The following is a 13,297-nucleotide window of genomic DNA, read 5'->3' as shown; positions in this document are numbered from 1 at the left end:
ACCAGCAACCCGTTTCACTCGCCGTGACCGACCGATAAACCACAAATTGTTTAATGCCATCAAATTTTAAAACATGCAAATTGAAGTAAAAAACATAACTGCCGTCGCCGCTCCTTACCAAATGCAGGGGCAATTTGAAGCGGAACTTTTCTTAAACGGGAAGCCAGCTGCCTTTATCACCAACGATCCCGCCACTCAAAGTGTCCGGTTTATTCCAAGGACCGCTCCCGACATCGGTGCGATAGCCGCTGCAGAGGTATTTATCCAGGAGCAGGCACAGGCCCAGAAGACAAAAGTCAAAAACGGCGCTAGTGATCTGCAGGAGTCTTTAGCCCTGACGGTGGAGATGGCCGTAGCGGCTCATTTTGAAAGCATCAACCGGCAGCATTTTGAAATGCTAAAAAACATCCGCAGTCGTTACGCCATATTATATGGAGACCCTAAAAAGGACTCTTTTCACCAAGTCGTTCTGCCCCGCGCAGTGAACAGTTACCTGGAAACACCCGAAGGAGAAAAGCAGTTGACGGACATCTTAAAAAAACAGGTGGCCCCTAAACTATATGCCGATGACAGCATCTTTAACGTCAATATTCCCTTCCGGATCCTGCGCAAAGCCTTCCCTGAAAAAGCCCGGCAACCCGCTCGCAAACCGGCAGTGCAGCCTGGCCCACAGCAGGGCAAAAAGCATTAACACCGCTACCGCCCCCGAGCGCCCCCCCCGTTGCACTTACCGGCGACGCATCCCATCTTTTTCTGCTCAGGGCGCCCTGGAGGCGCCCTGCCGGTCGGCCGTCTAAGCGGCGACCAGCAAGATGTACGATTGTGCACAAATGTGCCCTGGGCCCGCCTGGCGGGTCCCTTTTGCCGCCTGTAGTGCGGCCGCTTAAATCTACCTGCCATGCAAAAGGCAACCAAGCAAAAGGAGCTGCTGGTCCATGACGTAAAGACTCGCATCAGTGAAAAGGAATTTGCCCGCTTATCTTCCCTGATCGGGCAGACCCGGTATCGCAACATGAGTGAACTGCTGCGGGCCCTCCTTGCAAAGGAGCCGGTCACCGTCTACACCAAGGATGGGTCTTTGGCCGTGGTCATGGAGGAACTGGTGCTACTGCGCCGGGAACTTTCGGCCATAGGCAATAATTTAAACCAGGTCACCCGCCATCTCAATAGCCTCAAGGGCCAACCGGGTAAAGCCGCCCTGCTGCTGCAGGCCGACGCCACCATCTCACAGGTGCAACGTCAACTCGAAAAGATATATCCACTCATTTCTCAACTGGCCTTAAAATGGTTGCAAAAGTAAAACCGGGAAAGACCATCCGTGGCATTCTCAATTATAATGAGAATAAAGTCAAAGCCGGCAAGGCCTCCTGCATAGGTGCGGAAGGTTTTGGCTGCAGGCCAGATGAGCTGGACTTTAAAAGCAAACTATTTCGCTTTACCGACCTGCAAGACCGTAACAGGATCGCACAAACAAATGCCGTCCATATTTCCCTGGCATTCCATCCATCCGAAAAACTCTCAGACCAGCAGATGGTAGACATTGCCAGGTCCTATATGCAGCGTATCGGCTTCGGGGACCAACCCTATCTCATTTATCGCCACAACGACACCCATCATCCGCACCTTCACGTCGCCACCACCAATATAAAGTCAGATGGTGACCGCATTAGCTTGCACTATATCGGCCGCGATGTTTCAGAGCCCGCCCGCATGGCCGTGGAACAGGAATTTGGGCTGGTGGCCGCCAGTGCCCAGGAGAAGAAGTCCGCCTATCTGCTTTCGGCCATCGACATCCCCAAGGTCACCTACAGCAAAGCCGAAACAAAGGCCTCGATCTCCAATGTGGTCCGGTCTTCGATATGGCATTATAAGTTCAGCAGCCTGGAAGGCCTAGACGCCATTTTGCACCAGTTTAACGTAGCAGCCTATCGCGGTAAACCGGGATCCATAGCACATGAGCAGGGTGGCTTATCCTATCAGTTGATAGACGACACCGGACAGCGCGTTGGCAATGCCATTAAAGCCAGCACCATCTACGAGAAACCGACCTTAAAGAAACTGCAGGAACTCTTTGTTAAGAAAGCCCCGACCCGCGATAAGTTCAAAGGCCGCCTAATCCGGGTGGTGGACCATGCACTGCGCAAGGGTAGGGACCTGGCCGAACTTAAAAACCTGCTTGCAACCGACGGGGTCTTTGTCCACATCGGGGTAGATCAAACTACCGGTGGGCCCAGCTGCACCTTCGTAGACAATAAAACCTTTTGCGCCTTTGAAGGTACGGAGCTGGGACTGGCCTACAGCGCCGCCAGCGTCTTCGCTTCGATTGCCACCGGCCCTGCTGATGAAATTGCCTTCAATCAACATTTCGTTCAAAACATCCTGGCAAACACCGACTACACTGGCGGCCTGCCCAAAGTGATGGCGCGATGGGCCAAACAAGGGCTCATGGTATCGGCCGTCCAGCGTCCTGATGGGTCTCGTGTTTACCGGCTCGGCCACATTTCTACCGAGCCCCAGTCCTACACACCGGCTGACGGAAAGCTAAACGCCTATTTCAAAGCAAACAGTCTTTCTCCCGAACTGACCTCCCGGCTTATCCGGGTCTTGCAAGGACTGCCCTTTTACTCCGCCTTCCTGGGCCGGATGGAAGCAGCGGCTACCGACTTTACTATTCCCCTTACGCTACAGACCCAAATCGATCACGTAGTGGAAGCCATGTTCGAGGGCGGGCCATCCGGCTCCTACCTACCCCGGGAACTGCTGGCGGAAGCCCGCAAAAAGAAAAAGAAGAAAAGCTCGTAAGGCGCCGCTGTGCGCCTGCTAACACCTCATTTGTGAAAATGAAAAAACGTCAAATATGGATTCAGGAGAAAATCAACAAGCACTCAGGTCGACCATAGACCTGCTCAGAAAGGCAAGTGTAGTATTACTACTACTCCATTTTTATATTTTTTGTTATAGCGCTTTTGACCAGTGGGGCCTAACCACCCGCATCGTCCATGACATGCTGACCGGTTTTAGTAATACCGGCCTGTTTAACAATTTGCACCTGAGCAAAGCGATGGCCCTTGGTATTCTTGCCATTTCCCTGGTGGGAGAGCGCGGCAAAAAAGAGGAAAAGATCAAGGGTAAAACCATTATCCAATACCTGGTCGCGGGGCTGGCGCTTTATTTCGGTAGCGGCTTTCTTTTCTATTTGACGCTGGCAGCCACTGACCTTGCCGTCATTTATATCCTTGCCACTGGACTAGGATTTATACTCATTTTAGCCGGTGGTGCCAAAGTGTCCCGCCTCATCAAGATCAACCTGGGCAAAGACGTCTTTAATGAAGAAAATGAGTCTTTCCCCCAACAGGAAGAAAGGCTCGACAACCCCTACAGCCTAAACTTTCCGGCTACCTATAACCTGAAAGGCCAGCTGCGGAAGATGTGGATTTCGGTAGTCAATCCGTTTCGTGCCTCCTTGATAATTGGCGGACCCGGCGCGGCCAAGTCCGTGGGACTGATCCGGCCCTCTATCTACCAAATGATAGAGAAGGGCTACTGTCTTTTTTTATACGATTTCAAGTTCCCCGACCTTTCTCTTATTGCCTATAATGCCATGCTGCAGTATAAAGGCAATTTCAGAAAGCCGCCTGCCTTCTACTTCGTCAACTTTGACGATTTGAGCCTTTCCCACCGGTGCAATCCATTGGAGCCATCCACCATGCTCGATATCACGGATGCATCGGAGGCCGCCCGTACCATCCTGTTGGGTTTAAACCGCGAGTGGATAAAAAAAATTGGGGATTTCTGGGTGGAGAGTGCTATCAACTTTGTTACCGCCTGCATTTGGTATTTGCGCAAATACAAGGATGGCGCCTTCTGTACACTCCCGCATGTGATCGAACTTATGGGCATGCCATACGATGACCTCTTCCCGGTGCTGCAGTCTGAGCCAACCATCGAGGGGCTCGTCAATGTTTTCGCGTCGGCCTATCAACACCGAGCGCTCGAACAACTCGAGGGGCAGATAGCGAGTGCAAAAATTGCGATGGCCCGCCTGACCTCTCCCCAGCTCTATTATATTTTGAGTGGTGATGACTTCAGCCTGGACATCAATAATCCCGATGATCCCAAAATCGTAGCGGTGGGCAACAACCCGAGCAAGGTCCAAATCTATGGTGCAGTACTTTCATTATACATTACCCGCGTGGGTCGACTGGTCGCAAAAAAAGGCATGGAAAAATGCGGAATCATTTGTGACGAATTTTCTTCCATTTTCTGGAATGGGATAGAAAATTTAATAGCGATCGCTCGCGGGTATCGATAACCGCGTTGCCATCATTTTAGCCATCCAGGATTACGCGCAGCTCAAAAAAGACTATTCCCGCGAACAGGCAGAAGTGATCATGAACATTTGTTCTAATATCTTCTGCGGCCAGGCGGTGGGCGATACTGCCAAACTTGTCAGCGACCGCATTGGAAAGATCGTCCAACAGCGAGAAAGCGTTTCCATTAACCGTCAGGATACTTCCGTTTCCCGTAATACGCAGCTGGACCTGGCTGTGCCCCCCAGCAGGATCGCCAACCTGTCCTCCGGAGAGTTCGTCGGCATGGTAGCCGACAACCCCGATCAGCGTATCAAATACAAAGCCTTTCACTGCCGGCTGGACCTGGACTTTCCGGCCATCAACGCGCAGGAGAAAGCATACAAACCCTTACCCAAAGTAAGAAACATCACTGACCAGGAAGTACAAGACCACTTCATCACCATAAAGAACGAAGTATTTGACATTGTCCAGTCAGAAATGGAGCGCATCAAGAGTGATCCCAACCTTGCGCACCTGCTCTTTGTGGACCCATCCAAACCATCCTAAACAAGCAAAAAACGTTGCCATGAACACTTTCCAACATAATGCCATCATCGCCATCGGAGGCCTCGGCGAAATCCACCTACTTCATGAACAGCTTCGTAGACTCCTCTGGGGCCAAGGCCCCGACTACGTCCGGTTGCTTTCTCCCGTCTGTAATAGCCTGGCTGGCCGGCTGGCCAGCTTTGCCATCATGCCCCATGGATTTGACCTGGATTCCCCCAGCGCCCAAGCAGCTGGCCGGCTTTTAGAAGAAGCGACCATCCTAATCGGCATGGCTGACTGCCAGTACGTCCATGTCGGCTTTGGTATCCCGGGAGCCGCCGCCTACGTTTTAGGGCCATCCGTATAAGGGGGGATGGCGACACAGTAAAAATATCTCACCCGGCTGCTGGGCTGTTTCTAACCAATTTTGAGCTGGAGCACGGCCGACCTGGAGGCGTTCTATCGAGTATGATGGCATGGAAGAAGGATAGGATCAATTATTCCATGAGAATTTCGATGGCAGCCTGTAGGGCCATGCCAAGACTGCGCTACCGTACACCTACTAGTGTACCTTCAAAAAAGAATGCATAAGGCCATGCAGGCTCTTTAAAAAAGGTAATCTCGCCTTCATTTTCCCTGTGCTGGATCAGGACAAATAGCTGTTAAGCCACTTCGTCCAACACGGAATAAAAAAATGTTTGCTTTTTTATGGTCATTTTTGGTATTATTGAATCGTATAGTCCAAAAAGTAGTTATCCGTCTGTACCGTGGCATGAGAGGAAAGCGCATCGACCTCTTTCACGAAAAATCTTCTACGCTAGCCGGTAATAGTTTGGCTGTCGGAATTAAGTTCATTTTTCAATTACAATCGTTTTTATCTCTGGCCTAAATAAAGCCATCAATAGGTTAACCGCGTTGTTATTAACAAAATTCTCACCCCACTCAAACAGCTGAACTTTTATGAAAAAGAACCTTACCTATTTGGGTATGCTAGTAGTTTCGGTTGCCGCTATGCTCATTTACCTGTCGTCATGTAAACGAGAGATTATACCTCAGAGTAGCTCCGGCAGCAGATCATTATCCATCGAGGAAGCGAGGCAATTTTATGCCACCCATTTTGGTGCCGGCAAAAGCGCTCGAAAGTCCTCCCCTGCCTATAAAGAAGCCGATACCAGTTTGGGCGAACAATCTCCACAATGGGATGGCGCTCAAACAAGGGTACTAAAAAGCAATTTTGATGCAGTCCTGGCACCTCTGTACCGCAAGGACGTGTATACGGTGGTAAACGACAAACAGATGGTCCCTTACGGATTCCTTAATTTCTTGATGATGTACAAAGACGAGCACAACCAGGTTATTAGCGAATGGGTCGTCTTAAAACCCTCTGCCAAATGGTTATCATCTCTCGTAGACAGGCCATTCGACGGTGACATTGTGGTCAATAATTTAGACGGCACTAAAAAGAGCAGGTATTTTTTTGCAGATGGCCTCCAAGTGAGCCAATCTGTTCTGCCGCGTGACACAAGTGGAACCTCGACGAATGACCGAAAGAAAACGAGTATTAACACCATGAAAACTGACGACGCCACCCCTGTTATAATCAATCCCGATGAGGGCCCAGAATGTGATGTTACTACTTATGTAACTGTAACAACCACTCCTGGCACTACCTGTAGTTGCGCAGGACACACCTATGACCAGATTTCAAAATGTACTTGCGACAACCCACCAACCCCCGGTACCACAAGCCTTAGATATTATACCGAATGGCATTGCGACCCTGCCGTCGTCCCCCCAGTCGGAGGTGGTGGTAGTGATCCAGGCGGCCCGGGGGGAGGCGTCCCAGCAGGGGGATCCGTATCTACCGATTACCCACCCGTTAGCTGCAATGCTGATCCTAATTATACAATGCCAACTACACCGCCTCCTGCTGGCACCCAATATATGATCCCAAGGTAAAAAAGGAATATATATCATGCGACCTGCCTATCCTGCTCATTTTGGAGCAAGCGGCCATGCGGATGTTTTCGATGGCTCGACTTGTAAGCGTGGTTGCCATTTCGCCGATGGTGTAGCTTTTATTTATTTGTGGGCCTTAAATTAACTAACATGAAAAACATTATTTTATTAGCTTTTTCCGTACTACTATTTGCATGTTCGTCCACACGAACTGGACCATCTCCAAGGGAGGAAAAGCGCAATTGGATAACAGCGTATAAAAATACCGCCTTTATAGGGTGTCTAAAAGCGCATGACTCTACGATAATGAAGCAAGACGTTTCGGAATCACTTAACACGGACCTTTTGGGAGACTACAGTATGATACGACAAGCAGATAGCCTGGGACGAGCATATTATCAAAAAATAAAGCCTTCTCCGATTTTGGATCTCCAACAAAAGAAATTGGTAATCGATCAGGCGCTGGAATTCTATACCAGCAAATCCCTAGATTCCATTGCACGTGTACAATTCTCTACTTTTCAAAAAAATATGAAGAATGCGTACTAATTCTTGATCCAAGGGCCCTGAACCGTATAACTTGATCAAAATTGCAATATAGCTCAAAGGTCAACCCTGGCGTTTTCCGTGCTGGATGCCCGTCTGCGTAAACAAGCAATTACACACATCGCTTTTAACAATTGAAACATCCTTGAATAACAAACAGGATATACAAAACGACCTTCGAATCCAAGAAGGTTGATTAAAATCTCGCCCGGCTGGAGGGCCGTTTTATACCTGCAAAGGGGACGGCTCATCCGGCTCGGTGAGTATTGGGTAACCTCTGAAAGTTCCCTTTGGCAAAAACAAAACGGATAAAGTTTAGCCCGGGGCGCTACTTGTCCTTATGTTTGAAAAAATGCAACAAAGCATTTCTCCACCATTATTAGAAGCCACACTTCCCGTAAATGCCACCGAGCAGCAATATTTTATTATCGCCTGTCACTCGGCTGATTTGAAGGCGTTCGATGGGTATGGATAGTGCAGAACCGGGTCAAATAGATGAGGAATCCTGCTAAAAAAATGGTCATGAACCAATAAACCCTTAAATTGGGCGACTCAACCCATTGTTTTTTACGGTCCATGAGCCGCCCCCTACCATATAATGAAAGAGCCCTTCTTTTTAGGTTAGCCCAAGATGATGCCGTGGCATTTTCAACCCTGTTCCTTTATCATTACGATAGCATTTTTACCGCGGCCAGTAAACTACTTAAGGACAAAGCCGCCGCCGAGGATGTCTGCCAGCAGGTATTTGTCACCTTATGGGAAAAACGGCACCAGACCGAGATGATCGAAAACCTTTCCAGCTACCTATTTGTTTGCGCCCGCAACCTGATCGTCGCCAGGTTTAAAAAACAGACCATCCTCCAAAAATACCAGCGACAACAAATGAGCGTGCCACCCACCGGCGCCCCAGACCCTGAACACCTGCTTATGGGACGCCAACAAGAGCAGCTCGTCCAGCAAGCTATTACGCTGCTGCCGCCCAAGCAACAACAGGCTTTCCGCCTCAGCCGGGACCAGGGACTGGCCCACAAAGACATTTCTCGCATTATGGGCATCTCCGTGCCTACCGTAAAAGAACACATCTCCAAATCGCTGGCTTCTATCCGCAAATTCCTTTCCCAGTATCAGACCTACCTGCTTCCCCTGGCCATGGCCTGGCTGCTGAAATAATTTATTTTTTACTGGCACCCTACCACCGCCCCTCCAGGTTATCTATATACTGGTGGCAGTGCCATCGCCCCAAAATTTACCATCATGACAAAGGAAAGATTTACAGCCCTTTTGCAGCTGTACTACGATGATAAACTGTCAGGAGCAGAATTGCAAGAACTACTCACCGCCGCAGAGGATCCCGTTTATCAGGTCGAGTTTGAAGCCTTCATCGACAAGGGATTTGCCTCCGGGTATTTTAAAGGCGGCTCAACACCCGATCAAGCCCGCAAAGCCTTGTCCCTTATCCAACTGGAAGGCGCCAGCCAGCACACCAGGGCCGCAGTGGTCTGGTACCGGCGGCCTAAATACTGGGCAGGCGCTGCCTCCCTCATTTTCGTCCTGGCCATGCTGCTTTTTTACCTGGCTCCTTCAAAAAAGGCGCAGTCCCAAATGGCCGTAATCCCCCAAAATGCCGATTCCTTACATATCGCTCCAGGTTCTCAAAAAGCCACCCTTACCTTGAGCGATGGCAGCACCTTGTCGCTTGGAAACGGCAGCCGCCCGCTTTCGCTCACGCAGGGCTCCAGCCACTTGTCAACCCCAGATACCGGTCTGCTTTCCTATCAGGCCCTACCCGACGCCGGCCCGGCAGGGAGTGGATATAATACGGTATCCACCCCCCGCGGTGGGACCTACCGGCTGCAGCTGCCAGATGGAACACGGGTCTGGCTCAATGCCGATACAAAGATCACCTATCCGGTGGCCTTCGGACCCTCTTCCAGATCAGTGACGGTCCAGGGTGAGGCTTTCTTTGAGGTGGCCGCCAAGGCTCACCAACCCTTTATTGTCACCACCGCCACGAGTCAGACGACCGTGCTGGGCACTGCCTTTAACGTCAACGCTTACAACGACCGTCCGAGTTCCACCATCACTCTGCTTCGTGGTAAGGTACAAGTCAGTACTACCGGCGGCAGTAAGGTATTGCAACCAGGTCAGCAAGTCGGTATCGACGCAAAGGGTGCCTTGCACCAGCAGCTGGTAGATACCACTGCTGTGGTAGCATGGAAAAACGGCCTGTTTGATTTTCGGAGTACGGATATGGCAACCATCATGTACCAACTGGAGAAATGGTACGATATCCATGCTGTCCTAAAGGGAGGAATTGGCAGCCGGCACTTTACGGGTGTTTTCCCGCGGTCCTATGATGCCGCAGTCATGCTCAGTGTTATGCAAGCAACCGACTTAGACGTCACCTTAAATGGAAAAACACTGACCCTATCGCCTAAAAAAGAGTAGACCCGACCGCTTCTCAAAATAATTCCTGTGAATGGCCAGATAACCTACCCAAAAACTAATTAGCACCACCGTCGAAAGACAGCGACGGACATCAATAAAAACGGACCCCGATGCAAGCGGGATCCGAACGTGATGGGTGTTAGTACAATCGTCCCAGGACTGTCATTGTTAACCCAAAACGAAACAAAGCTATGCAAATGATTGCGACCGGCCAAGGTAGGCCGCAGCCGCTACCTGCACCTACCCGCTCCGAACCCCGGGCCAAACTACGATGGATGGCCCTCTTAATGACCACTGTAGTGCTGCTGGTCAGCACCAGCAGCCAGGCACAGGAAAAAATCTCTCTCTCCTTTAAACAAGCGCCCATTGGCACCGTGTTTAAAGCCATCGAAAGCCAGTGTAAGTACCGGTTTTGGTACGATGATAGTTTGCTGATCGGCTGTAAGCCTGTAACAATCGATATAAAGGACTTTTCCCTTGACAAGGCACTGAACCTGTGTTTTAAGGACCAGCCCATTACCTTTAAGATTGTTCACGAGACCATTGTAGTCAAAAGCAAATCCAAAACACCTGCTGGTTTAGAAGACGATCTGACTGGATTCGTTCATGGGCCAGAGGGCCCCCTGGAAGGGGCATCCATACGGGTGAGGGGGACTACCAATGGCACTATCACGGATGAAAAGGGCTTTTTTATACTGCATCATCATGGCGTCGGCACTGTCCTGCAGATCAGTGCAGTGGGCCATGAAAGTACAGAGATGGTCTCTACCAGCCGCCAGCTGTATATCACGCTTCCGCTATCGCCCAAAAAACTAGATGAAAGCGTTGTAATTGCCTATGGAAAGGTCACCCGGCAGGCCAACACAGCCGGCCTCTCGCAGGTGACTACGGACCAACTGGAACGCCAACCGGTCACCAATGTCCTCTCTGCACTGTCGGCCAATGTACCAGGCCTTGCCATTACGCAAGGCACAGGACTACCGGGAGCTGGCTTTAAAGTACAAATTCGCGGCCAAAGCAGTCTATCGAGTGGAACGGACCCGCTATACGTGGTGGATGGAGTACCCTTTCCTTCCACCTCGCTGGTAGCCTCGGGTACATCCGGGCCGGTGCTACCATTTTCTAGTCCCTTGGCGGCAATCAACCCGGCTGACATCGAGAGCATCACCGTGCTAAAGGACGCCGACGCTACGGCCATCTACGGGTCACGGGGCTCCAACGGCGTAGTGATGATCACTACCAAAAAGGCCACAGAAGGCTCCACCAGCGTGGACCTGGGCGCCTTTACCGGCATCGGGGCCATCACGCGAAGCTTGCAATTTCTAAACACCTCCCAGTACCTGCAGATGCGCCATGAAGCATTTGCCAACGATGGTGCAAGCCCACAACCTTATGACTATGATATCAACGGCACCTTTGACACCACGTGTTACACCGACTGGAAAAAACAACTCATCGGCGGTCACTCCTCCATTACCAATATCAACGGGTCGGTAGCCGGAGGAAGTAAACAAACCCAATACTTGCTCAGTGGAGGATTTATCCGGGAGACGCCGCCCATCCCTGGAAACTTCAGAGACGACAAAGGGTCGGCACACCTTCAGGCAAGCCATAGCAGCCTGGATGGGAAACTACGCTCCAGTATTTCAGCCATGTATCTGGATGAAACCAACCACCTGCCGTCCACCGACCCGACGGCACTGATCGCCAACTTACCGCCAGATGCTCCGTCTATCTACGATTCCACCGGTGCGCTCAACTGGCTCGGGGGCGCCTTTATGAATCCTTACGCTGCCCTCAAACAGCCCTACCAAGTGCATACCTCCAACCTGATTGCCACCACCACCTTCGATTATAGGATTTTTAAAGGCCTGCGCCTACAGGTGGACGGCGGCTACAACCAAATGCTGGTAGATGAACTAAAGCTCTATCCCCTCTCCACCTTTTACCCAGGATATGGTCTGACCTCCGGCAGCGCTACCTACGCCCATCACAGCGTTAAAACATGGAACCTGGAACCACAACTTCACTACCGTCGCAGTATTGCCGGCGGCCTGCTCCATGCACTGGCCGGTGCTACCTTTCAATCGACACGCGACGCTTCGGAGTCTATATCTGCTACCGGCTTTGCCGGTGACGCCCTGCTGGGAAATATCAAGGCAGCCACCACACTCAATGTGGATGCCAACGATGGGTACCTGTACAGGTACAACGCCTTCTTCGGCCGGCTATCTTATGACTGGCAGGACAAATACATGCTCTCGGTGAGTGGAAGGCGCGATGGCTCCAGCCGGTTCGGGCCGGGCCGACGATTTGCCAACTTTGGCGCCGTGGGCGCTGGCTGGGTATTTAGCAAGGAAGCCTTCGCCTCGGCACTGGCGCCTGCGGTGAGCTTCGGCAAAATTAGGGGCAGCTATGGCCTGACCGGAAATGACAAGATCGGCGACTACGTGTACCTGGATGCCTATCAACCCACCGCCAGGCCTTACCTTGGAGGCCCTGGACTGTACCCGGTGCGGCTCCTAAATCCCGACTACAGCTGGGAGACCAACAAGAAGCTGGAAGTAGCCCTGGAACTGGGCTTTGCCAAAGACAGGGTTTACTACACCCTTAGCTATTACAACAACCGAAGCTCCAATCAACTGGTAGGTTACGCCTTGTCTGCCGTCAGCGGCTTCACCAGCGTTCAATATAACCTTCCGGCTACGATCCGCAACAGCGGCTGGGAAATGGAACTGACAAGCCAAAATATTTCTGGCAAATATTTCTCCTGGAAGACCTCCTTTAACCTGACCATCCCCACCAATAAACTCGTGGCTTTCCCGGGACTGGAGGGTTCCTCCTATGCCACTTCCTATATCATCGGAAAATCACTGGACACCAAACCCCTCTACCGCTCCCTGGGCGTAGACCCGACAACAGGCGCCTACCAGTTTGCCAGCGCCGCAGGCGGGCAGGCTACCCTTTATCCAACCTATCCGGCCGATCTGGTTACCTCCAAACGTGTCGGCAGGAGCTTGTACGGTGGCTTGGAAAACAACCTACAATACGGGGGATGGTCGCTTGTCTTTTTATTCCAGTTTGTAAAACAGACGGGGTATAACTATCTCGGCACAGCCTTCACCGCGCCTGGATTTTATGGCAACCAGCCCACCGAGGTGCTTGCCAGGTGGCAACACCCGGGAGACCATACTACCGTACAGCGTTTCACGCAGGACTACGCCAGTGATGCCTATAACAGTTTTAGCAACGCCGTGTACTATGGCGACAATGCCATCTCCGACGCTTCCTTTATCCGGCTGAAAAACCTAGTGTTATCCTACAGTCTATCCACCCCCATCTGTGAGCGGCTCCACATAAAAGCTACTCGGGTCTTTGTGCAGGGACAAAACTTGCTGACAATTACTGGCTTTAAAGGCATGGACCCAGAAACCCAATACATGATATACCTGCCACCACTTAAAGTATGGACCGCAGGCATTAAAGTCACATTTTAAAACCTACGA

General features: G+C 51.1%; 11 protein-coding genes. All 11 read left to right on the top strand.

What is annotated here, in order from left to right; genetic code table 11:
- The first annotated feature begins 73 nt into the window (after window positions 1–73).
- The 11 genes from DCC81_RS03780 (at window position 74) to DCC81_RS03735 (ending at window position 13,288) form a co-directional block, all read left to right on the top strand.
- Entirely contained in the window at window positions 74–691 is a 618-nt protein-coding gene (locus DCC81_RS03780) for a hypothetical protein (RefSeq protein ID WP_108685253.1), read from the top strand.
- Between the two features lie 207 nt (window positions 692–898).
- Complete coding sequence (locus DCC81_RS03775) at window positions 899–1,300, top strand: plasmid mobilization protein (RefSeq protein WP_108685252.1); 402 nt, start codon at window positions 899–901, stop codon at window positions 1,298–1,300.
- Complete coding sequence (locus DCC81_RS03770) at window positions 1,285–2,802, top strand: relaxase/mobilization nuclease domain-containing protein (RefSeq protein WP_108685251.1); 1,518 nt, start codon at window positions 1,285–1,287, stop codon at window positions 2,800–2,802. The genes DCC81_RS03775 and DCC81_RS03770 overlap by 16 nt, the downstream gene beginning before the upstream one ends.
- 55 nt (window positions 2,803–2,857) lie before the next feature.
- Window positions 2,858–4,312, top strand: a complete 1,455-nt coding sequence (locus DCC81_RS03765) for a YWFCY domain-containing protein (protein WP_240612880.1) — start codon at window positions 2,858–2,860, stop codon at window positions 4,310–4,312.
- On the top strand, window positions 4,305–4,859 hold the full coding sequence (locus DCC81_RS25790; RefSeq protein WP_317047836.1) for a TraM recognition domain-containing protein: 555 nt from the start codon (window positions 4,305–4,307) through the stop codon (window positions 4,857–4,859). The genes DCC81_RS03765 and DCC81_RS25790 overlap by 8 nt, the downstream gene beginning before the upstream one ends.
- A gap of 19 nt (window positions 4,860–4,878) precedes the next feature.
- A complete protein-coding gene (locus DCC81_RS03760) occupies window positions 4,879–5,205 on the top strand; it encodes a hypothetical protein (protein WP_108685250.1) in 327 nt (108 codons plus the stop codon).
- 593 nt (window positions 5,206–5,798) lie between these two features.
- Window positions 5,799–6,797, top strand: a complete 999-nt coding sequence (locus DCC81_RS03755; RefSeq protein ID WP_133177534.1) for a hypothetical protein — start codon at window positions 5,799–5,801, stop codon at window positions 6,795–6,797.
- A 150-nt stretch (window positions 6,798–6,947) separates the two neighbouring features.
- Window positions 6,948–7,346 (top strand): hypothetical protein, encoded by a 399-nt coding sequence (locus tag DCC81_RS25345; protein ID WP_133177533.1) that lies wholly within the window; start codon window positions 6,948–6,950, stop codon window positions 7,344–7,346.
- 636 nt (window positions 7,347–7,982) lie between these two features.
- Window positions 7,983–8,513 carry an RNA polymerase sigma-70 factor gene (locus DCC81_RS03745; protein ID WP_165806426.1) on the top strand — a complete coding sequence of 177 codons (531 nt, stop codon included), beginning with the start codon at window positions 7,983–7,985 and terminating at the stop codon, window positions 8,511–8,513.
- An 84-nt stretch (window positions 8,514–8,597) separates the two neighbouring features.
- Window positions 8,598–9,791: a FecR family protein gene (locus DCC81_RS03740; protein ID WP_108685246.1), complete on the top strand. Its 1,194-nt coding sequence runs from the start codon at window positions 8,598–8,600 to the stop codon at window positions 9,789–9,791.
- A 275-nt stretch (window positions 9,792–10,066) separates the two neighbouring features.
- A complete protein-coding gene (locus DCC81_RS03735; protein ID WP_165806425.1) occupies window positions 10,067–13,288 on the top strand; it encodes a SusC/RagA family TonB-linked outer membrane protein in 3,222 nt (1,073 codons plus the stop codon).
- The last annotated feature ends 9 nt before the right edge of the window (window positions 13,289–13,297 follow it).

The organism is Chitinophaga parva (genome assembly GCF_003071345.1).
Taxonomy (GTDB): Bacteria; Bacteroidota; Bacteroidia; order Chitinophagales; family Chitinophagaceae; genus Chitinophaga; species Chitinophaga parva.
The sequence above is the reverse complement of the archived record's forward strand: the minus strand, read 5'-3'. Positions and strand labels throughout refer to the sequence as shown.

What these genes read in the sequence shown, in the direction of transcription:
- DCC81_RS03780 (WP_108685253.1), top strand. Translation starts at nt 74, where the DNA reads ATGCAAATTGAAGTAAAAAACATAACTGCCGTCGCCGCTCCTTACCAA.
- DCC81_RS03775 (WP_108685252.1), top strand. Translation starts at nt 899, where the DNA reads ATGCAAAAGGCAACCAAGCAAAAGGAGCTGCTGGTCCATGACGTAAAG.
- DCC81_RS03770 (WP_108685251.1), top strand. Translation starts at nt 1,285, where the DNA reads ATGGTTGCAAAAGTAAAACCGGGAAAGACCATCCGTGGCATTCTCAAT.
- DCC81_RS03765 (WP_240612880.1), top strand. Translation starts at nt 2,858, where the DNA reads ATGGATTCAGGAGAAAATCAACAAGCACTCAGGTCGACCATAGACCTG.
- DCC81_RS03760 (WP_108685250.1), top strand. Translation starts at nt 4,879, where the DNA reads ATGAACACTTTCCAACATAATGCCATCATCGCCATCGGAGGCCTCGGC.
- DCC81_RS03755 (WP_133177534.1), top strand. Translation starts at nt 5,799, where the DNA reads ATGAAAAAGAACCTTACCTATTTGGGTATGCTAGTAGTTTCGGTTGCC.
- DCC81_RS25345 (WP_133177533.1), top strand. Translation starts at nt 6,948, where the DNA reads ATGAAAAACATTATTTTATTAGCTTTTTCCGTACTACTATTTGCATGT.
- DCC81_RS03740 (WP_108685246.1), top strand. Translation starts at nt 8,598, where the DNA reads ATGACAAAGGAAAGATTTACAGCCCTTTTGCAGCTGTACTACGATGAT.
- DCC81_RS03735 (WP_165806425.1), top strand. Translation starts at nt 10,067, where the DNA reads ATGGCCCTCTTAATGACCACTGTAGTGCTGCTGGTCAGCACCAGCAGC.